The organism is Saccharopolyspora aridisoli (assembly GCF_004348445.1).
Taxonomy (GTDB): Bacteria; Actinomycetota; Actinomycetes; order Mycobacteriales; family Pseudonocardiaceae; genus Saccharopolyspora; species Saccharopolyspora aridisoli.
This window is the reverse complement of the sequence record NZ_SMKV01000017.1, coordinates 21,675-39,801: the sequence shown is the minus strand read 5'-3', so window position 1 is coordinate 39,801 and position 18,127 is coordinate 21,675. Positions and strand designations below refer to the sequence as shown.

Sequence of the window (18,127 nt, the reverse complement as noted above, 5' to 3'; positions counted from 1 at the left end):
CGAGGTTGATCGAGTCAAACGCACAAGTGACCGACCATTAGCCGCACTGAGGCGTTCCAGTCGGGTTCTCCTGGCTCTTCTCCCTCTAAGTGAACGGCCGGTAGCGCGCCGGTTCAGCCTTCGACCGGCGTTTCCAGCATCAGCGCCGAGCCCAGGCGCAGCACGGCGACGGCGTCGCGGATCGGGCCGGTGCGGGCCATGTCGTTGGCGGCGGTCAGCGCCGCCTGCACCAGTATCCGGGAGCGCACCGGGTCCAGCTCCGGACGCGCCTCGCACAGCAGCCCGACCCACTCGGCGACGTAGGAGTGCTGGGTCTGGCGCGCGCGGTGGCGTTCGGCGGCGGGCAGGTGGCCGACCTCGCTGACCAGGATGTCGATGAACCCGCCGTGGTCGAAGGCGAAGCGGATGTAGGAGCGCAGCAGGGCACGCAGGGCCTCGGCGGGGTCGGCCTTGGTGGCCAGGGTGCGTTCCAGCTCCACCTCCAGCCACGCGTTGCCCCGGGTGATCACCGCGCTGAGCAGCTCCTGCTTGCTGGCGAAGTAGTTGTACAGGCTGGGCCCGGCGATCCCGGCCGCAGCGCCGACGTCCTCGGTGGTGACCTTGGTGTATCCGGCGTCGGCGAACAGCCGGGTGGCCGCGGCCAACAGCAGTCGACGCCGCGAGGCCCGCCCGGCAAAGCGTTCCAGCTGGTCGGGACGGGCTTCCGGGCGCGGCGCGAGCTCCTGCGGCGGGCGGGTGCCGATGATCACCACCAACTCGCCGAGCAGCCGTTCGAACTCGCGGCGCCCCAGCTGCACCTGGTGGTAGGAGGGACTGGTCAGGACGCTGAACATGCACCAGGCGCGGAACCGGGCGTCGGCGTCGTCGAGTTCGGGGCGGAAGGCCCGGGCCAGGCCGGTGAGCCCGCGCGCGACCTCGCGCAGTTCGCCGCGCAGCACGTCGCGACGCTCCTCGGGCAGCCGCCGGGATTCGCGCTGCCAGAGCACCCCGAGCTGCCGGTGTTCGAGCGCGGTCGCGGCCAGCCGGGCCACCACGTCCTCGACGTCGCCGGGCTCGGCGGTGATCTCGACGAACGGGTGCAGCTCGTCGAGCACGACGTGGGTCAGCAGCTGCTGCTTGCCCGCGAAGTGCCGGTAGAGCGCGGAGGACCCGACGCCGACGGCCTCGGCGATGTCGCTCATGCCGACCTGGTCGAAGCCGTCGCGGTGGAACAGCTCGGCCGCGGCAGCGGTGATCAGCGCTCGCCGGTTCCGCGGCCGCGTGTTGCGCGCGGGCGGACTTCCCACCTCGGCCATCACCACCTCCGTTCGCTCCGGGTGCCGTGTTCAGCTGAGGCTATTTCGCCACTCGAAGCGGAACAACCTCGGCTCATCTCCGCGAGGGGGCACCGAGGTTCTCGCCCGCACGGTTCCCGCTCTCCCGCTCTCGTTGCGAGGGGGTGGTGGCCGGCCGGTGCTCGCCCCGCGCCAACTCGGGACGGCCGGTATCGCACCAGGGGTCCGCTTCGTCCTACGTGGATGGCTTGTCGTCGTCGAGAACCCCAGAACCTTCGGATAATCTGCGATCGCCTCCTTTGTCACTACTGCCCACAGTGGACGGAATCACATGTCCGAGCTCGCTCGAAGCCTCGACGTCACCGACACCGACGCCCGCCGGCGATGGATCGCCGATGTCCTCGTCGACTCCTTCTCCGAACTCATGGAACGCGACCCGACGGCGTTCCGCACCAAGTTCCGCAAGATGGCGGCCGACCCGTTCGCCTTCTACCGGGGCACCGCGTGCTTGTTCTACGCCGACGTCAACCGGCTGCCCGACCCGTGGGCCGACGAGCGCACCAACAGGGTGTGGATCCAGGGCGATCTGCACGCGCAGAACTTCGGCACCTACATGAACGCCTCCGGCGTGCTGGTCTTCGACGTCAACGACTTCGACGAGGCCTACCTCGGGCACTTCACCTGGGACCTGCAGCGCTTCGCCGCGAGCCTGGCGCTGCTGGCTTGGAGCAAGGCGCTGCCCGACGCCGACATCGTGGCGTTCGTGCGGCGCGCGGCGACGTCCTACCTGGACCAGGTCCGGTCCTTCGCCACCCAGAGCGGCGATTCCGACTACTCGCTGCGGCTGTCGACCACCGACGGCACGATCCACGACCTGCTGCAGCAGACCCGGCTGCGCAGCCGCCCCGGGCTGCTCGACCGGCTCACCGAGGCCGAGGGCTACGACCGGCGGATGCGGCGAGGGCCGAACATCCGGCAGCTCGACGACGCCGAGCGCGGCAGGGTCGAGGAGGCGTTCGCGCGCTACCTGGAGACCATTCCGCAGGAGAACCGGATGCGGGAGGTCGCCTACACGGTCAAGGACATCGTCGGTTCCAGCGGTTTCGGCATCGGCAGCGCGGGGCTCCCCGCGTACAACGTGCTCATCGAGGGGCCGACCGAGGCCCTGGAGAACGACATCGTGCTGTCGATGAAGCAGGGCAACGTGGCCGCGCCGTCGCGGGTGGTCACCGACCAGCGCATCCGCGACCACTTCGAGCACCACGGGCACCGCACGGCCCTGTCGCAGCGCGCGCTGCAGGCCCACGCCGACCCGATGCTCGGCCACACCGAGATCGGCGGTGTCGGCTACCTCGTCGACGAGCTCTCGCCGTACGAGTCGGACCTGGAGTGGAACGACCTGACCGAGCCGAGCGACATCGTGCCGGTGCTGGACTACCTGGGCCGCGCGATCGCGAAGATCCACTGCGTGTCGGACGCGCAGTCGGACACCCAGCTGGTCGACTTCCAGGTCGAGGAGGCGATCCTGCACGCCGTCGGTGACCGGGAGCAGGAGTTCGTCGACTGGCTCGTCGAGTTCGCCCTGCACTACGCCGACGTCGTTCGCGACGACTACCGCCTGTTCGTCGACGCCTTCCGCAACGGCGAGATCGGTCGGGTCACCGCCACCGCCGGTTGAGCCTCACCCGGCTGCCCGCAGAGCCTGGAACACCGGACGGAGGTGGGTCCGGTGGATGGACCCCACCGACTCGTAGAGGGCGATGGCTCCGGTGTTGGTCGTGACGGCGTGCAGGAACGGCTGTTCGTCGCGCGACGGATGTCCGCGAGCCAGTGACCGGACCAGGCGGGCCGCCAGCCCCTGGCCGCGGTGGGCCGGGTCGGTGCAACGCGGCGCTGATCTCGGTCCACCCGCCCAGGCGCACCCGCTCACCCGCCATCGCGATCAGCGCGCTGTCGCGGCGGATTCGCACCAGGCCCCGGAGCAGGGCTCGGTGGGCAGCGCCGCGAAGGGCGAGACTGGCGCGCGACCTCGCCGGGATCGCTCGGTGAAGTCCGCCGCCGTTGGGCGCGTGCCGCACCGGGTCGTCCGTCGTTCCGAGCCGTTCGGCACAGCAGTCCCCGTGTTCGTTCGTCGCCGACGACAACCGTCCGCACGACGACGTTGTCCCCTACCAGGTCCACCGGGTGGCGGCGGCCACCTCGTCGGGGGTGGCTCCGCCGAAGCGGGCGGCCTCTCCCCTGCGGACGGTGAGAATCGCGTCGTGCAGCTCCGGTTCCAGCGCCTCGGCGAGCACCTCCGAGCCGGCGAGGGCGTCGGCGGCCTCCCGTGGCCCCGCCGGGAGGCGTTCGATGCCGGCTTCGGCGCGGTCGGATTCGGCCAGCAGCGCCGGATCGCCGGTGATCTCGTCGGGCAGCGTGAGTTCCTCGCGCACACCGGCGAGCCCGGCGGCGACCACCGCTCCGGCGGCCAGGTAGGGGTTGGCGGTGGCGTCGAAGCACTTGATCTCGGCGTTGGCGGCCCAGGACTGGGTCTGTTCCGTACCGGTGATCAGGCGCAGCGCGGCCTCCCTGGTCTCGCGCCCCCAGACCTGCCAGATGCCGGCCCAGCGGGACGGACCGAGTCGCAGGAAGCTCGCCGGATTGCCGGCACCGATGGCCACCAGCGCGGGCAGTTCGCGCAGCACACCGGCCAGGAACGCTTCTCCGCGCCGTTGCAGGCCGTAGCGTCCGCGGCCCCCGGCGAACAGGTTCCCGCGCGAATCGTGCACCGACAGGTGCAGGTGGGCGCCGGAACCCGCGCCCTCCGGGACGAGGCAGGGCGCGAAGCTCGCGCGCCAGCCGTGGCGGCGGGAGAGAGCGCGGATGGTGTGCCGGGTGAGCACCGCGTCGTCGGCGGCGCCCACCGGGTCCTTGGCCGCCACCGACAGCTCGGCCTGCCCGAGCGCGTACTCGGGGTGGAACTGGAGCACGTCCAGCCCCTGCTCGCGCAAGGTCCGCACCAGCGCCAGCCCGTAGTCGGCGAGCGCTTCCAACCGCACCTGCCCGTAACCGGATCCGCTGACGGCGGGCACGAAGTCGTCGGCGCCGGGCTCGGCGAGAGCCCATTCGTGTTCGAAGGCGGCCGATACCGTCAGGCCCATCGCGGCGGCCGCCGCGACCTGCCGGGCGGCGAAGGCCCGCTGGCAGGCCACGAACCGCGGCCCGTCCTGGGTGTACTTGTCCGCTGGCGCCCACGCCCACCCCGGCATGGCCACCAGCCTGGTGAGCCGGGCGATGTCGGGGATCAGACGCAGGTCACCGTCGGGGCCGCCGAGGTGGGTTCCGCGCAGCATCACGTCGTCGAAGGTGAAGGTCTCGAAGCACGGCGAGGCGCCGAGCCCGTACCGGGCCAGCTCGGGCAACCGGTCCAGCGGTGCGGTCTTGACCCGCACGATGCCCGCGTTGTCCACGAAGGACAGTTCCACCAGCTCCACGCCTTCGGCCCGCAGCCGCGCCGAGGCGGGCACCAGCTCGGCCGGCTCCGCTGCCGGGATCCGATCACCGCTCATGCACCCACGGTAGTGGCCGCAGCGCACCCGCCGCAGCGGATTCCAGCCCGCGCAGGCCCCTCCCCTCGCGATCGGCGGTGGGAGGGGGCGTGCGCGGGGCTTCAGTGCTGCTGTTGCGCCAGGAGTTGTTCGAACGGGACCGGCTCGTCGAACGGGTCGGCGGCCCGGACCGCCGGTCGCTGCTCGATGAGCGCCGCCAGCTCACCGGCCGCGCGCTCGACGCGGTCGGCCAGCGTGCTCTCACCACCGGTGGCCCAGTCTTCCGAAGCCGCGTACACCGAGGTCGGCGCGACCACGGCGTGCAGGTAGGCGAACATCGGCCGCATCGCGTGCTCCAACGCCAGCGAGTGCCGGGCCGAACCACCGGTCGCACCGATGACCACCGGTTTCCCCGCCAGTGCGTCCTTGTCGAGCACGTCGAAGAAGGACTTGAACAGCCCGCTGTAGGACGCCTGGAAGATCGGGGTGATCGCGATCAGGCCGTCTGCCTTGCGCACCGCTCCGAGCACCTCCTCCAGCTCCGGGGCGGCGAACCCGGTGACGAAGTTGTTGGCGATCTCCGTGGCGTGGTCGCGCAGCTCCACGACCCGGACGTTGACCGGGGTGTTGCGCGCGGTGGCCGCGGCCAGCCGGTCGGCCAGCATCCGCGTCGAGGACGGGGTGCTGAGCCCGGCCGAGACCACGACGATGTCGTGCTCGCTCATTCTGCGACCTCCTGCTGCTCTTCCCCGTCCTGTCGCTTGGCGGCGAGCAGGGACTGGTGGGTCGGGGCGTCCGGCACGTGCGCGGGCTTGAGCTTGGCGAACTCCTCGCGCAGCACCGGCACGACCTCCTCGCCGAGGATGTCGAGCTGCTCCAGCACCGTCTTGAGCGGCAGACCGGCGTGGTCCATCAGGAACAGCTGGCGCTGGTAGTCGCCAACGTTCTCGCGGAAGCTCAGCGTGCGGTCGATGACCTGCTGCGGGCTGCCGACGGTCAGCGGGGTGGCCTGGCTGAAGTCCTCCAGCGACGGTCCGCCGCCGTAGACCGGGGCGTTGTCGAAGTAGGGCCGGAACTCGCGGACGGCGTCCTGGGAGTTCTTGCGCATGAACACCTGGCCGCCGAGGCCGACGATGGCCTGGTCGGCCTTGCCGTGCCCGTAGTGCTCGTAGCGCTGCCGGTAGAGCCGCACCATGCGCTTGGTGTGCTCAGCCGGCCAGAAGATGTTGTTGTGGAAGAACCCGTCGCCGTAGTAGGCGGCCTGCTCGGCGATCTCGGGCGAGCGGATCGAGCCGTGCCACACGAACGGAGCCACGCCGTCGAGCGGACGCGGGGTCGCGGTGAACGACTGGAGCGGGGTGCGGAACTTGCCCTCCCAGTCGACGACGTCCTCCCGCCACAACCGGTGCAGCAGCGCGTAGTTCTCGATGGCCAGCGGGATGCCCTGCCGGATGTCCTGGCCGAACCACGGGTAGACGGGCCCGGTGTTGCCACGCCCCATCATCACGTCCACCCGGCCGCCTGCCAGGTGCTGCAGCACCGCGAAGTCCTCGGCGATCTTCACCGGGTCGTTCGTGGTGATCAGCGTGGTGGAGGTCGACAGGACGAGGTCCTTGGTCTGGGCCGCGATGTAGCCGAGCATCGTCGTCGGCGAGGAAGCCACGAACGGCGGGTTGTGGTGTTCGCCGGTGGCGAAGACGTCGAGTCCGACCTCTTCGGCCTTGAGCGCGATCCGCACCATCGCCTGAATCCGCTCGGCCTCGGTCGGGGTTCGGCCGGTGGTCGGGTCAGTCGTCACGTCACTGACCGAGAAGATCCCGAACTGCATTGTGAACTCCCTACTGAACCCGAGCCCGCGCCGTTTTGTACGAGCTTCAACTACTCGCGAGAACGAGTCTTCCTTACGAAGTATTCCAGGGGAACCGCGGCGCTCCCCCAAGGCGACGCAGGTCACATCCGGACACGTCCCCGGGCCTGTCCACCGGGGGCGTGTGGGCACCCGGAGACGTCCGACCCGCTGCGTAAGATGCCCGCCGTGGCGTCTCCTGAAACCGCGACCGACCAGACCACCGAACCCCTGCAGGTCCTGCGACGAGTCTTCGGCTACGACTCCTTCCGGGGCACGCAGCAGGAGATCATCGACCACGTGGTCGCAGGTGACGACGCCCTCGTGCTCATGCCGACCGGCGGCGGAAAGTCACTGTGCTACCAGGTCCCGGCGCTGGTGCGCCCCGGCGTCGGCGTCGTCGTCTCACCGCTGATCGCCCTGATGCAGGACCAGGTCGACGCGCTCGCCGCGCTGGGCGTGCGCGCAGGTTTCCTCAACTCCACGCAGAGCTACCAGCAGCGCCGCGACACCGAGGACGCCTACCTCAACGGCGAGCTGGACCTGCTCTACCTCGCCCCCGAACGCCTCAGGCTCGACTCGACGCTGGAACTGCTCGCGCGTGGTGAGGTCGCGCTGTTCGCCATCGACGAAGCGCACTGCGTTGCCCAGTGGGGTCACGACTTCCGGCCCGACTACCTGGCGCTGTCCGTGCTGCACGAGCGGTGGCCCGACGTGCCGCGCATCGCGCTGACCGCCACCGCCACACCCGCCACCCGGCAGGAGATCGCCACCCGCCTGCAGCTGACCGAGGCGCGGCACTTCGTCTCCGACTTCGACCGGCCCAACATCCAGTACCGGATCGCACCCAAGAACGACGCCCGCAGGCAGCTGCTGCAGCTGCTGCAGACCGAGCACCCGGGCGAGTCCGGCATCGTCTACCGGCTCTCCCGCGCCGAGGTGGAACGCACCGCCGAGTTCCTGACCGCCAACGGCGTCACCGCGCTGCCCTACCACGCGGGTCTGGACAAGGCGGTGCGCGCGGAGCACCAGTCCCGGTTCCTGCGCGAGGACGGACTGGTCATGGTCGCCACGATCGCCTTCGGCATGGGCATCGACAAACCCGACGTGCGGTTCGTGGCGCACCTGGACCTCCCCAAGTCGATCGAGGGCTACTACCAGGAGACCGGTCGCGCGGGCCGCGACGGCCTGCCCTCGACCGCCTGGATGGCCTACGGCCTGCAGGACGTGGTGCAGCAGCGCAAGCTCATCGACAACTCCGATGGCGACGAAGCGCACCGCCGCACCCAGAGCAGGCACCTGGATTCGATGCTGGCGCTGTGCGAGACGGTGCAGTGCCGCCGTTCGCAGCTGCTCGACTACTTCGGCCAGCCGGAATCGAACCCCTGCGGCAACTGCGACACGTGCCTGAACCCGCCGGAGTCCTGGGACGGCACGGTCGCCGCGCAGAAGCTGCTGTCGACGGTCGTGCGGTTGCAGCGGGAGCGCAACCAGAAGTTCGGGGCCGGGCAGATCATCGACATCCTGCGCGGCAAGAAGACGCCGAAGGTCGAGCAGTTCCGCCACGAAGATCTCAGCGTCTTCGGCGTGGGCGTCGACATCAGCGACAACGAGTGGCGCGGTGTGATCCGTCAGCTGCTGGCCCAAGGCCTGCTCGCCGTCGAAGGCGACTACGGCACGCTGGTGCTCACCGACAGCAGCTCCGAGGTGCTGCGCCGCGAGGAGCCGCGACAGGTGTGGCTGCGCACCGAGCCCGCGAAGAAACCCGTGGCCAAAACGAAGGCGAGGGATTCCAAGCGGGTGCCGCAGGACATGCCACCCGAGGTCGAGCCGGTCTTCCAGAAGCTGCGCGCGTGGCGGGTGGAGGTGGCGCGCGAAGAGGGCAAGGCGCCGTTCATCATCTTCCACGACTCGACCCTGCGGCAGATCGCCACCGTCGCACCGTCGACGTTGGACGAACTGGCGACGATCAGCGGCATCGGCGAGGGCAAGCTCAACCGCTACGGCCAAGGCGTGCTCGACGCCTTGGCCGCTCCGGAGGAGTGACCGGACGTTGGGACTTCGCCTCGAGGAGCGGTTCTTCGGAGGAAGCAGCAGATGAGCGACTGGACGGCTGGGGCTCCACTTCGGGGTGTGAACACCACGGTCGCGCACAACGCGCGGGTGTGGAACCACTGGCTGGGCGGCAAGGACAACTACGACGTCGACCGCGAGGTAGGCGACCACATCCAGGGCATGTTCCCGCTGATCGCCGACGTGGCCCGCGCCGACCGCGCGTTCCTCGAGCGCGCGGTCGTGCACCTGGCCGGTGAGGCCGGCATCCGCCAGTACCTCGACATCGGGACCGGACTGCCGTCGGCCAACAACACCCACCAGGTGGCGCAGCGGATCGCCTCGGACTCGCACATCGTCTACGTCGACAACGATCCGCTGGTGCTCACCCACGCCCGTGCGCTGCTGACGAGCTCGGCGCTCGGCCGCACCGACTACATCGAGGCCGACGCCCGGCACCCGGGCGAGATCCTGCGGGCTGCCTCGCGGACGCTGAGCTTCGAGCGGCCGGTGGCCGTGATGCTGCTGGGCATCCTCAACTTCATCCCCGACACCGCCCAGGCCACCGACATCGTCAGGCAGTTGGTGGAGGCGATCCCGTCCGGCAGCTACGTGGTGATCAGCCACCCGACGACCGAGCTCGACGGCGAGGCCAACCGCGAGGCGATGGCGTTCTGGAACGACAACGCCACTCCGCCGATCACCGCCAGGGGCGGGGACGAGATCGCCGCGTTCGTCGACGGCCTGGAGGTCATCGAACCCGGGATCGTCTCCTGCGTTCGTTGGCGCAACCCGGACGCGTCCGAGCCGAGCGTCCCCCAGTACGGCCTGATCGCCCGAAAGCCCTGACGGCAGGTCACTTCTCGCTGTCGAGCTGAGCCATGAGCGCGGTCGGATAGCGGTCGCCGCGCACGGCGCCGCGCGGGATGAGTTCGTCGATCCTGGCGAGGTCGCCCGCATCGAGCGCAACGGCGTTGCTGCCGATCATCGAGTCGACCTGCTCCAGTCGCCGCGCACCGACGACGGGCAGGACGTCCTCGCCCTGCGCGGCGACCCACGCGATGGCCAGTTGCGCGACGGTCGCGTCCTTCTCGGCCGCGACCTCGCGCACCCGAGCCACCAGCGCCTCGTTGTGCTCGCGGTTGCCCTCCTGGAAGCGCGGCATGAACGACAGCCCGCCGCCGATGGCGCCGCTGCCGCCGATGAGGCCCCGGGAGAGCACGCCGTAGGCGGTGATGCCGATGCCGAGCTCCCGGCAGGTCGGCAGGATCTCGTCCTCGATCGTGCGGGTCAGCATCGAGTACTCGATCTGCAGGTCGCTGATGGGCGCCACGGACGCGGCGCGGCGGAGGGTGTCCGCGCCGACCTCGCTGAGGCCGATGTGGCGGACGTAGCCCTTGTCGACCAGCTCGGCCATCGCGCCGATGGTCTCCTCGATGGGGACGTCGGGGTCGAGCCTCGCCGGCCGGTAGACGTCGACGTGGTCGACACCGAGGCGCTGCAGGGAGAAGTGCAGGAAGTTCTGCACCGCTTCGGGACGCGCGTCGATGCCGAGCGAGGCGCCGTCCGGCCCGCGCATGGCGCCGAACTTCACCGATAGCACGACCTGATCGCGATCGCGATCCCTGAGCGCGCGGCCGATGAGCATCTCGTTGTGGCCGTGACCGTAGAAGTCGCCGGTGTCGAGGACGCTGCCCCCTGCGTCGAGGTAGGCGTGAATGACCTTGAGGCTCTGGTCGTCGTCGGTGTGCCCGTAGACGCCGGACAGGCCCATGCAGCCGAGTCCGGGCGAGGAGGCGTTGGGACCGGTGGCGCCGAGGCGGCGGGTGTTGAGCTGAGCAGTCATGCCACCACTGTTGCCACGCCCGCGGGCCCCGCACAGGCCCGCTTCATCCAGGGACGCGCGCTCCCTGGCTGGCGGGCGCGGTCGGGCCGAGAATGGGTGGCGTGATCGACCGACCAGGGCTCGCCGACTTCCTGCGCCGCCGTCGCGCGCTGCTGCGCCCGTCCGACGTCGGCTTGGCCGAGGGGCTCCGCCGACGCACGCCTGGCCTGCGACGCGACGAGGTCGCCCAACTCGCAGGGATCTCCACCGACTACTACACGCGCCTGGAACAGCAACGGGGTTCCCACCCGTCCGAGCCCGTCGTGGCAGGTCTGGCGCGCGCGTTGCGGTACAACCTGGACGAGCGCGACCACCTGTTCCACCTGGCCGGCCTGACACCGCCGCCGCGCCGCGCAGGCGGACACGTCCGGCCGGGCTTGATCGACCTCGCCGACCGGCTCACCGACGTCCCGGTCGTCATCTGCACCGATCTCAACGAGGTCCGGTGGCAGAACCCGCTGGCGATCGCCCTCATGGGCGACCACCGGTTGTACCGGGGACGGCATCGCAGCGTCGTGTGGCGCTGGTTCACCGAACCCGAGGTGCGGGCCGGGATGCCGGAAGAGGACTGGGCGCACAACTCGGCGGCCCAGGTCAGCGACCTCCGCGCGACCTACTCCCGACGCGCGGGTGAGCAGGACATCACCAGCCTGGTCGAGGACCTGCTGGAGTGCAGCGAGGAGTTCCGCGACCTCTGGGAACGGCACGAGGTCGGAGTCCGCCACCTGGACCGGAAGCGCTTCGTCCACCGCGAGATCGGCGTGGTCGAGATCAACTGCGAAACGCTGCTCACCCCGGACGCGGACCTCAAGCTGCTCGCCTACTTCCCCGCGGAAGGCACCGACGCCAGGGAGAAGCTCGACCTCCTCCGGGTCATCGGCACCCAGGACCTCCACCTCAGCCCGTGAGCCGGGACTTGCCCGAGCCGAGCCCGCAGTGTCCCCGCTCACGCGGTAACGCGTGCGGTCGAACACGGACGCGACCGAGAAGGCGCTCTGACCAGGGACTTCTTGCTCTTGTGCCGGATGTCACAGGCGCTGGTGCCGGAAGGCGTTTTCGCTGGTCGCACATGAACACCATCGGTTACCCTCCGCAATCGATCAGGCGTAGCTGGCCTGCTCATCCCTCGTCCGCGTGAAGACATCTTGAAGCTACGACTACCCCTGGTTACCTTCGGTGAGGCGAGCACGGAACGGTCCGGCGGCAGCCGTCCCCGAACGCAGCCGAACCCCCGAACGGTTGGGACCGCTTCCGTCTCGCACTCCCGGACAAGCCCTGCGCCCTGAAAGGAAAGTCGTGTTCCGCCAGCGTCTTCTCCACGTGCTCCCGGAGTCCGTCCGCGAGGACCCGACCCGCCTGACGCATGGTCTCGCCGCTGCCGCGGTCCTGGCCATGGCCACCATCGCCCCGACCACTCAGGCACTCGCGGCACCCACCCCCGAACCTGCGCCTGCCGTCGCCCCCGCGGCAGTGTCGCAGACCCTTCCGTAACAACCCCGTGATCCGAGGTGGACCGGAATGCCACCCCACTTCCGGTCCACCTCTTCCCAACTCAGCTCACCGACGCCGACGCTTGCCGTGGAACGTGTAGCGCCCCGGTCCCGGGGTGTCGATGGTCGTCTTGCCGTGCGTCATGTTCCGGCTGAACCGGCCGAGCTTGAACCCCCACGACGTGATGCGCGTGTTGTGGACGTTGAGGTAGATCGGTCCCAGCCTCACCCTCCTGTGCAGGTGAAATCCCATTCCTCGCACCTCCGCAGTACGTCGTTCACCGCTCGCGAGCGAACCCGCGGCGAGCCGGGCACAAGCCCCAGCAAATCACACGTCGGACACCTCCAGCCACGAGATCGATCTCCGCCGGCCACTCGGCGCGAATGGCCGGCGACTTCGGCGGCGAGTCCGGCAGCGGGCAGTTCTGGTCTGGACTGACCGCAGTTGCGGGACATGGAACGAGGACGGTTCGTACCGACACTGACGCCTGTCCACGCTCATGAGCGCCAGTCCAGGTGCGGGGAGCGCTGGAGCACCCCGGCGACAGGTGTTCGAGGGCCGGGGCGGAGCCGGTTACGGTAGCTTTCCTACCGCTGGGTAGGGCTTGCTCGTGTTGGAACGCGTCGTTGTTCGAGGTCGACAGATGAACCGTTGGATGGGCCGGCTGACGCGGGCTTGGTGGCGGTGGGCGCGCAGGGGCGCAGCCATCACCGCGCGGACCCGGGAAGGCCGCCGGTTCGGGTCGATGGGGGCCCGCAGCCACCTGGCGTTCCCGCAAGGGGCGCTGACCGGGGCCGAACGCATCCACATCGGCGCGGACTGCATCATCAACGAGCACTCGGTGCTCTCGGCGGGCTTGCCCGGAGCCGTTCTCGGCGACGGCGAACCGATGATCGTGCTGGGTGATCGCTGCGTGCTCGGTCGCAACTCCGAGATCTTAGCCATGTCGTCGGTGGTTCTGGGTGACGACGTGTGGACCTCCAGCCGGGTGACGATCGTCGACCACCACCACCGCCATGACCTCACCGACGTGCCCGTCGCCGCGCAGTGGCCGCTGCCCGTGCGACCGGTGACCATCGGTTCAGGCACCGTGATCAGCACCGGATCGGTCATCCTCGCCGGGGCGCAGATCGGCGAGAACTCGATCGTCGCCTCCGGAGCCCAGGTGACGGCCGGGGTCTACCCGCCCAACAGCGTGCTGGCCGGGGTTCCCGCGCGCGTCATCCGCACCCACACCGCCATCGAGGCCGACGCCGTCTAGCTCGTGAGGGCGCGGGTGCAGGTCAAGTAGGGCGGCCAGGTGCGCAACGCTTCCGTCCTAAACGCCCAACGAGTTTCGAACCGCTGAGCCAACGCGCATGAATTGGCGCGGTAAGTCCATTCATCGTGATCGAGGCTCTCCTGGCACCGCGGAAATTCGACATCCATTGCGGTTGTTCGGGTCTGCCGCCGCACGAGGTACTCGGCGCACCGACCAGCACGCCGAAATCGCCACCGCACGTCTCCCGGATCCCCGCCACCAGTTTCAAGCCCAAGCCCGCCTTGTCGTGGGCTTGCCTGGCCTGCTGGGTCTGCCGCCGACCGCGGTGGTAGAGCTCGGCGGCTTGGTCGCCCAGCATCTGGGTCAGCTCAGGCAGTTGGCGTGGCTCTCGAGGACCTGGCCGCCGTAGGCCATCGCGTCGCCGAGCTTGAGCCGCTCCGGCCACTGGTTCGCGTCGTCCTCGGCACAGGCCTCATGTGCCTGCACCGCCCACGCGCCGGTGTCGATGCGTTGTGAGAGCTTCGGCGTCGGCGATCACATCGGTCGCGCGGTCCCGCTCCCAGCAGCAGGTGGGTGTTCGGCGACAGCACCGCGACCCGTTCACCGGGTTCGCCTCCCCCGCGCGCCCAGGAACAACACCGGACTCAGTTCCCGAAGAGACGCCGGGCGACGCGAAACCTCCCTCTGCGCCCGTCGTCGGGCGCGCGGAGCTCAACCACCCGGATCGACCCGGGGCGAGGGATCAGAACTCGAAGCCGCCGGGTTTTCCGTTGCGGTCTGCGATGAGTCCGGCCAGCGTGGCGATGGCGATCTCGGGGGGTGTGCGCGAGCCGATGTTGAGCCCGATGGGCCGGTGCACCCGATCGATCTGGGAATCGTCCACGCCGAGATCGCGCAGGGCCTGGACGTGCGGGCCCTCGTGGCGAGGATTGCCCATGATCCCGATCCAGCGGGCCTCGTGCCGCAGCGCGTCGCGCAGCACGGGGCCGAGCTCGGCGCGGTGGTGGTCGGTGACGACCAGGTCCGTGCCGGGGCTCAGCTCCGGCACCTCCGCCAGGGCGTCCAGGCCCGCTGCACGTTCCGGATCGGGTTCGACGAGCATCGTGGCATAGCCGAGGTCCCGGCCGTAGCGCAGCAGGTGTTCGGCGACGGGCGAGGCGAAGACCGCCGCCAGCACTCGCTGCCCGGAATCGGCTGGCGCTTCGCCGTGCGCGACCGCGCACGCGGCATCCTCGGTCATGGGTCCAAGCATGCCAGCAGCGCCCGGGCCGGGACCACCACCGCTACAGCCGCGTGGCGGTGGCCAGCCAGGCCGGGACGTCGACCTGCGTGCCCTCGGCGACGCCGTGGGCTACGGCGTGGTCACCACGCGCCACGCCCCGGTAGGTGCTCGGGCGGACGCGCTCCAGCCGCCAGCCGTCGGTGAACACGCGCGGGAACACCGATTCGGCGACGCGCGGCCCGAGCGCGGGCTCGGCGTCGGCCAGCGCCAGCACGTGGACCGTCGCTCCGGGCCGGCACACACCGTGCAGGCTGCGCAGGTAGCGCAACTGGTCCTCCTCCCCGAAGACGTGGAAGAGGGCGCTGTCGACGACCGTGCCGAAGGGCCCGCCGGTCAGCGCCAGCGCGTCGGCGGGCTCGAAGCGCGCGGGTACGTCGCGCGCGGCGGCGTTGGCCCGGGCGAGTTCGATCGCGTGCGGCGCCGAGTCCACGCCCAGCACGTCGTAGCCGAGTTCGGTCAGCAGGATGGTGTGCTCGCCGGTTCCGCAACCGGGGTCGAGCACCGCTCCCCCGATCTCACCGCCGCGTTCGAGCTCGACGATCGCCGGCTGCGGCGCACCGATCACCCACGGTGCGGTGCCCGCCACATACGCCTCGTCGAATAATGAGCGGTCCACAGACGTTCCCATGAGGTGTCCCTTTCATCCGAGCTGGTCACCTCAGCCTGCGACCTCCACCTAGCTGGAGGTCAACACCTCGGCGAGTCGCGACTGCGCGATCTCCCGCGCCGGGACCACCACACCTGCGGCACCGCAGCGGGCTGAGCACGTTCGACCCGTGCTCGGAATGCACCTGACGTGACGTGAACCACTCCGCGATCATCTTGGAATTACGGCGCGGTCACTTATGTTGGTTGATAGTGACAGACTCAAGTAGATGGCGGCGATGCTGAGCAACACCGCCACGAGGAGGTTGAGAATGGCGACGTTCTTCGGACCGGTCGGTGGCCCGTTCGACGAGTACTTCGCGCGCTTCTTCGGGGCCGAGAACTCCACGGGCGGCTCGCGCCGCGTCGACATCAGCGAGCTGATGACCGAGCAGGCGCAGCAGCTGGTCGGCGAGGCCGCGAAGTTCGCACGTGACCGCGGGCAGAGCAGCCTTGACGCCCTGCACCTGCTGTGGTCGGCCGCCAAGCACGAGCCGACCCGGGCGCAGCTCGGCCAGGTGGGCGTGGACACCGAGTCCTTCGCCAAGCAGGTCGAAGGCCACCTGCCCGCTGCGGGCAGTCCGGTCGACGAGGAGTCCGTCTCGCTGACGCTGGCCGCGCGCACGGCGCTGGCCGACGCCCACCGGGTCGCTCGCGCGCTGGGCTCGACCTACATCGGTCCGCAGCACCTGCTGCTGGCGCTGTCGGCCAACCCCGAGACCGAGGCCGGCCGCCTGCTGGCCGGTGCCGGTGCGGGCCCCGAGGCCCTGCGCGACGCCGGGCAGCGCCCCACCCCGCAGCAGGCGCCGAAGTCCAGCCCGAGCGGCGGTCAGACTCCGACGCTGGACGAGTACGGCCGCGACCTCACCGAGCAGGCCCGCAACGGCGGTCTGGACCCGGTGATCGGCCGCGCCGACGAGATCGAGCAGACCATCGAGATCCTGTCCCGCCGGACCAAGAACAACCCGGTGCTGGTCGGTGAAGCCGGTGTCGGCAAGACCGCGATCGTGGAGGGACTCGCCCAGGCCATCGCCTCCGGTGATGTGCCCGAGGTGCTCACCGGCAAGCGGGTCGTGCAGCTGGACCTCTCGGCGATGTTGTCCGGCACCCGCTACCGGGGTGACTTCGAGGAGCGGATGACCAAGGTCATCGACGAGATCGCCGAGCACAGCGCCGAGCTGATCGTGTTCATCGACGAGCTGCACACCGTCGTCGGCGCCGGTGGTGCCGAGGGCGCGATGGACGCGGGCAACATGCTCAAGCCGCGACTTGCTCGCGGTGAGCTGCACGTCGTCGGTGCCACCACGCTGGAGGAGTACCGCAAGAACATCGAGAAGGATTCGGCCCTGGAGCGCCGCTTCCAACCGGTCCAGGTTCCCGAGCCGAGCGTGACCGACACGATCTCGATCCTGCACGGGCTTCAGGAGCAGTACGAGGAGCACCACAAGGTGAGCTACACCGAGGAAGCCGTGCAGGCCGCCGCGAAGCTGTCCGACCAGTACATCAACGACCGGTTCCTGCCGGACAAGGCCATCGACCTGATCGACCAGGCCGGAGCCCGCAAGCGGCTGGGCGCCGGCATCGCCGACGACGGCGAACTCCGCGCGCGCGTCGAGCGGCTGGAGCAGCACAAGAACGAGGCGGTCGCCGCCGAGGACTACGAGCGCGCCTCCGCGCTGCGCGACGAGATCACCGCCGCGCAAGCACGGCTGGAACAGGGCGTCTCCGGCGTGCTGGAGGTCGGTCCGGCCGACATCGCCGAGGTCGTCTCCCGGGCCACGGGTGTTCCGGTGGCGCGGCTGACCGCCGAGGAGAAGGTCCGGCTGCAGAACCTGGAGTCGGAGCTGCACGAGCGGGTCGTCGGACAGGACGACGCGGTGCGGGCGCTGTCCCGCGCGGTGCGGCGCTCGCGCAGCGGACTGGGCGACCCGACCCGTCCGGTGGGCAGCTTCCTGTTCCTGGGCCCGACCGGTGTCGGCAAGACCGAGCTGGCCAAGGCGCTGGCGGAGTCGCTGTTCGGCGACGAGCAGCGGATGATCCGGCTGGACATGAGCGAGTTCCAGGAGCGGCACACCGCCAGTCGGCTGGTCGGCGCCCCACCTGGGTACGTCGGGCACGGCGAGGCCGGTGAGCTGACCGAGGCCGTGCGGCGGAACCCCTACTCCGTGGTGCTGCTCGACGAGATCGAGAAGGCGCACCCGGACGTGTTCAACACCCTGCTGCAGGTCCTCGACGACGGCCGCCTGACCGACGGTCAGGGTCGCACGGTGGACTTCAGCAACACGGTGCTGATCATGACGAGCAACCTGGCTTCGGAGATCGTCTCCAGCGCGGGCGGCAAGATCGGCTTCACCGCCGGCAGCCCCACCCAGGACCTGGAGGAGCGGGTCATGCCGAAGCTCAAGGACGCCTTCCGACCGGAGTTCCTCAACCGGATCAACGAGATCGTGGTGTTCAAGCGCCTCGACGGCGAGCAGCTGCACACCATCACCCGTGCTCTGCTGGTGACCACCACGAAGCGGCTGGCCGATCTGGGCGTCGATGTCGTCTTCGACGACGACGCGGTGGCTTGGGTCTCCGACCGCGGCTACCAGCCCGAGTTCGGTGCGCGGCCGTTGCGGCGGGCGATCGAGCGCGAGGTCGACGACCGGATCAGCGACCTGATCCTGGACGGCGAGCTCACCGAGGGCACCCGGCTGCGGGTCGGCACCCGTGACGGCGGGCTGGACTTCCAGGTGGAGGCTCCTGTCGGCGCGTGAGGACCGAACGAGACGACAGGCGGGCACCTGCGGGTGCCCGCCTTCCGTCGTGAGATGCGCTATCGCTGGTCACAGAGTTGTGGGTTGCTGCGGAAGTCGCCTGGA

At 69.9% G+C, this 18,127-nt stretch carries 16 protein-coding genes; 6 read left to right on the top strand and 10 right to left on the bottom strand.

What is annotated here, in order from left to right; translation table 11 throughout:
• Positions 1-113: 113 nt before the first annotated feature.
• Complete coding sequence (locus E1161_RS15590) at positions 114-1,295, bottom strand: TetR/AcrR family transcriptional regulator (RefSeq protein WP_132624018.1); 1,182 nt, start codon at positions 1,293-1,295, stop codon at positions 114-116.
• Positions 1,296-1,605: 310 nt separating this feature from the next.
• Between E1161_RS15590 and E1161_RS15585 the strand changes: the two genes are divergently transcribed.
• On the top strand, positions 1,606-2,952 hold the full coding sequence (locus tag E1161_RS15585) for a DUF2252 domain-containing protein (RefSeq protein WP_132624017.1): 1,347 nt from the start codon (positions 1,606-1,608) through the stop codon (positions 2,950-2,952).
• A gap of 3 nt (positions 2,953-2,955) precedes the next feature.
• Here E1161_RS15585 and E1161_RS15580 read toward each other — a convergent pair whose 3' ends face one another.
• From E1161_RS15580 to E1161_RS15565, 4 genes are all read right to left on the bottom strand, one after another.
• Positions 2,956-3,204, bottom strand: a complete 249-nt coding sequence (locus E1161_RS15580) for a GNAT family N-acetyltransferase (protein ID WP_235875051.1) — start codon at positions 3,202-3,204, stop codon at positions 2,956-2,958.
• Between the two features lie 238 nt (positions 3,205-3,442).
• Positions 3,443-4,822, bottom strand: a complete 1,380-nt coding sequence (locus E1161_RS15575) for a type I glutamate--ammonia ligase (protein ID WP_132624016.1) — start codon at positions 4,820-4,822, stop codon at positions 3,443-3,445.
• Between the two features lie 101 nt (positions 4,823-4,923).
• On the bottom strand, positions 4,924-5,526 hold the full coding sequence (locus tag E1161_RS15570; protein ID WP_132624015.1) for an FMN reductase: 603 nt from the start codon (positions 5,524-5,526) through the stop codon (positions 4,924-4,926).
• A complete protein-coding gene (locus E1161_RS15565) occupies positions 5,523-6,629 on the bottom strand; it encodes an LLM class flavin-dependent oxidoreductase (protein WP_132624014.1) in 1,107 nt (368 codons plus the stop codon). The genes E1161_RS15570 and E1161_RS15565 overlap by 4 nt, the downstream gene beginning before the upstream one ends.
• 198 nt (positions 6,630-6,827) lie before the next feature.
• Here E1161_RS15565 and recQ point away from each other — a divergent pair, with 198 nt between their 5' ends.
• Together recQ and E1161_RS15555 are read left to right on the top strand one after the other, a co-directional pair.
• Positions 6,828-8,693: a DNA helicase RecQ gene (recQ, locus tag E1161_RS15560; protein WP_132624013.1), complete on the top strand. Its 1,866-nt coding sequence runs from the start codon at positions 6,828-6,830 to the stop codon at positions 8,691-8,693.
• 51 nt (positions 8,694-8,744) lie between these two features.
• A complete protein-coding gene (locus E1161_RS15555; RefSeq protein WP_132624012.1) occupies positions 8,745-9,548 on the top strand; it encodes an SAM-dependent methyltransferase in 804 nt (267 codons plus the stop codon).
• 7 nt (positions 9,549-9,555) lie between these two features.
• On the opposite strand, the gene E1161_RS15550 is transcribed toward E1161_RS15555, so the two are convergent.
• On the bottom strand, positions 9,556-10,545 hold the full coding sequence (locus E1161_RS15550; protein WP_235875050.1) for an aldo/keto reductase: 990 nt from the start codon (positions 10,543-10,545) through the stop codon (positions 9,556-9,558).
• 101 nt (positions 10,546-10,646) lie between these two features.
• Here E1161_RS15550 and E1161_RS15545 point away from each other — a divergent pair, with 101 nt between their 5' ends.
• On the top strand, positions 10,647-11,492 hold the full coding sequence (locus E1161_RS15545) for a helix-turn-helix transcriptional regulator (protein WP_207920264.1): 846 nt from the start codon (positions 10,647-10,649) through the stop codon (positions 11,490-11,492).
• A 649-nt stretch (positions 11,493-12,141) separates the two neighbouring features.
• Here the strand turns inward: E1161_RS15545 and E1161_RS15540 are convergent.
• The gene (locus tag E1161_RS15540; protein ID WP_132624011.1) at positions 12,142-12,327 is read right to left on the bottom strand and encodes a DUF4236 domain-containing protein; all 186 of its coding nucleotides are present in this window, start codon (positions 12,325-12,327) and stop codon (positions 12,142-12,144) included.
• 391 nt (positions 12,328-12,718) lie between these two features.
• Here E1161_RS15540 and E1161_RS15535 point away from each other — a divergent pair, with 391 nt between their 5' ends.
• Positions 12,719-13,336 carry an acyltransferase gene (locus tag E1161_RS15535; RefSeq protein ID WP_132624010.1) on the top strand — a complete coding sequence of 206 codons (618 nt, stop codon included), beginning with the start codon at positions 12,719-12,721 and terminating at the stop codon, positions 13,334-13,336.
• Between the two features lie 363 nt (positions 13,337-13,699).
• Here E1161_RS15535 and E1161_RS28380 read toward each other — a convergent pair whose 3' ends face one another.
• The 3 genes from E1161_RS28380 to E1161_RS15525 form a co-directional block, all read right to left on the bottom strand.
• Entirely contained in the window at positions 13,700-13,822 is a 123-nt protein-coding gene (locus E1161_RS28380) for a hypothetical protein (RefSeq protein ID WP_268951396.1), read from the bottom strand.
• Positions 13,823-14,078: 256 nt separating this feature from the next.
• Positions 14,079-14,576: an XdhC family protein gene (locus E1161_RS15530; RefSeq protein WP_132624009.1), complete on the bottom strand. Its 498-nt coding sequence runs from the start codon at positions 14,574-14,576 to the stop codon at positions 14,079-14,081.
• 43 nt (positions 14,577-14,619) lie between these two features.
• Positions 14,620-15,246, bottom strand: a complete 627-nt coding sequence (locus tag E1161_RS15525; RefSeq protein WP_132624008.1) for a class I SAM-dependent methyltransferase — start codon at positions 15,244-15,246, stop codon at positions 14,620-14,622.
• Between the two features lie 289 nt (positions 15,247-15,535).
• On the opposite strand from E1161_RS15525, the gene E1161_RS15520 reads away from it, so the two are divergent.
• Entirely contained in the window at positions 15,536-18,022 is a 2,487-nt protein-coding gene (locus tag E1161_RS15520; protein ID WP_132624007.1) for an ATP-dependent Clp protease ATP-binding subunit, read from the top strand.
• The last annotated feature ends 105 nt before the right edge of the window (positions 18,023-18,127 follow it).

What these genes read in the sequence shown, in the direction of transcription:
- E1161_RS15590 (WP_132624018.1), bottom strand. Translation starts at nt 1,295, where the DNA reads ATGGCCGAGGTGGGAAGTCCGCCCGCGCGCAACACGCGGCCGCGGAAC.
- E1161_RS15585 (WP_132624017.1), top strand. Translation starts at nt 1,606, where the DNA reads ATGTCCGAGCTCGCTCGAAGCCTCGACGTCACCGACACCGACGCCCGC.
- E1161_RS15575 (WP_132624016.1), bottom strand. Translation starts at nt 4,822, where the DNA reads ATGAGCGGTGATCGGATCCCGGCAGCGGAGCCGGCCGAGCTGGTGCCC.
- E1161_RS15570 (WP_132624015.1), bottom strand. Translation starts at nt 5,526, where the DNA reads ATGAGCGAGCACGACATCGTCGTGGTCTCGGCCGGGCTCAGCACCCCG.
- E1161_RS15565 (WP_132624014.1), bottom strand. Translation starts at nt 6,629, where the DNA reads ATGCAGTTCGGGATCTTCTCGGTCAGTGACGTGACGACTGACCCGACC.
- recQ (WP_132624013.1), top strand. Translation starts at nt 6,828, where the DNA reads ATGCCCGCCGTGGCGTCTCCTGAAACCGCGACCGACCAGACCACCGAA.
- E1161_RS15555 (WP_132624012.1), top strand. Translation starts at nt 8,745, where the DNA reads ATGAGCGACTGGACGGCTGGGGCTCCACTTCGGGGTGTGAACACCACG.
- E1161_RS15550 (WP_235875050.1), bottom strand. Translation starts at nt 10,545, where the DNA reads ATGACTGCTCAGCTCAACACCCGCCGCCTCGGCGCCACCGGTCCCAAC.
- E1161_RS15540 (WP_132624011.1), bottom strand. Translation starts at nt 12,327, where the DNA reads ATGGGATTTCACCTGCACAGGAGGGTGAGGCTGGGACCGATCTACCTC.
- E1161_RS15535 (WP_132624010.1), top strand. Translation starts at nt 12,719, where the DNA reads ATGAACCGTTGGATGGGCCGGCTGACGCGGGCTTGGTGGCGGTGGGCG.
- E1161_RS15530 (WP_132624009.1), bottom strand. Translation starts at nt 14,576, where the DNA reads ATGACCGAGGATGCCGCGTGCGCGGTCGCGCACGGCGAAGCGCCAGCC.
- E1161_RS15525 (WP_132624008.1), bottom strand. Translation starts at nt 15,246, where the DNA reads ATGGGAACGTCTGTGGACCGCTCATTATTCGACGAGGCGTATGTGGCG.
- E1161_RS15520 (WP_132624007.1), top strand. Translation starts at nt 15,536, where the DNA reads ATGGCGACGTTCTTCGGACCGGTCGGTGGCCCGTTCGACGAGTACTTC.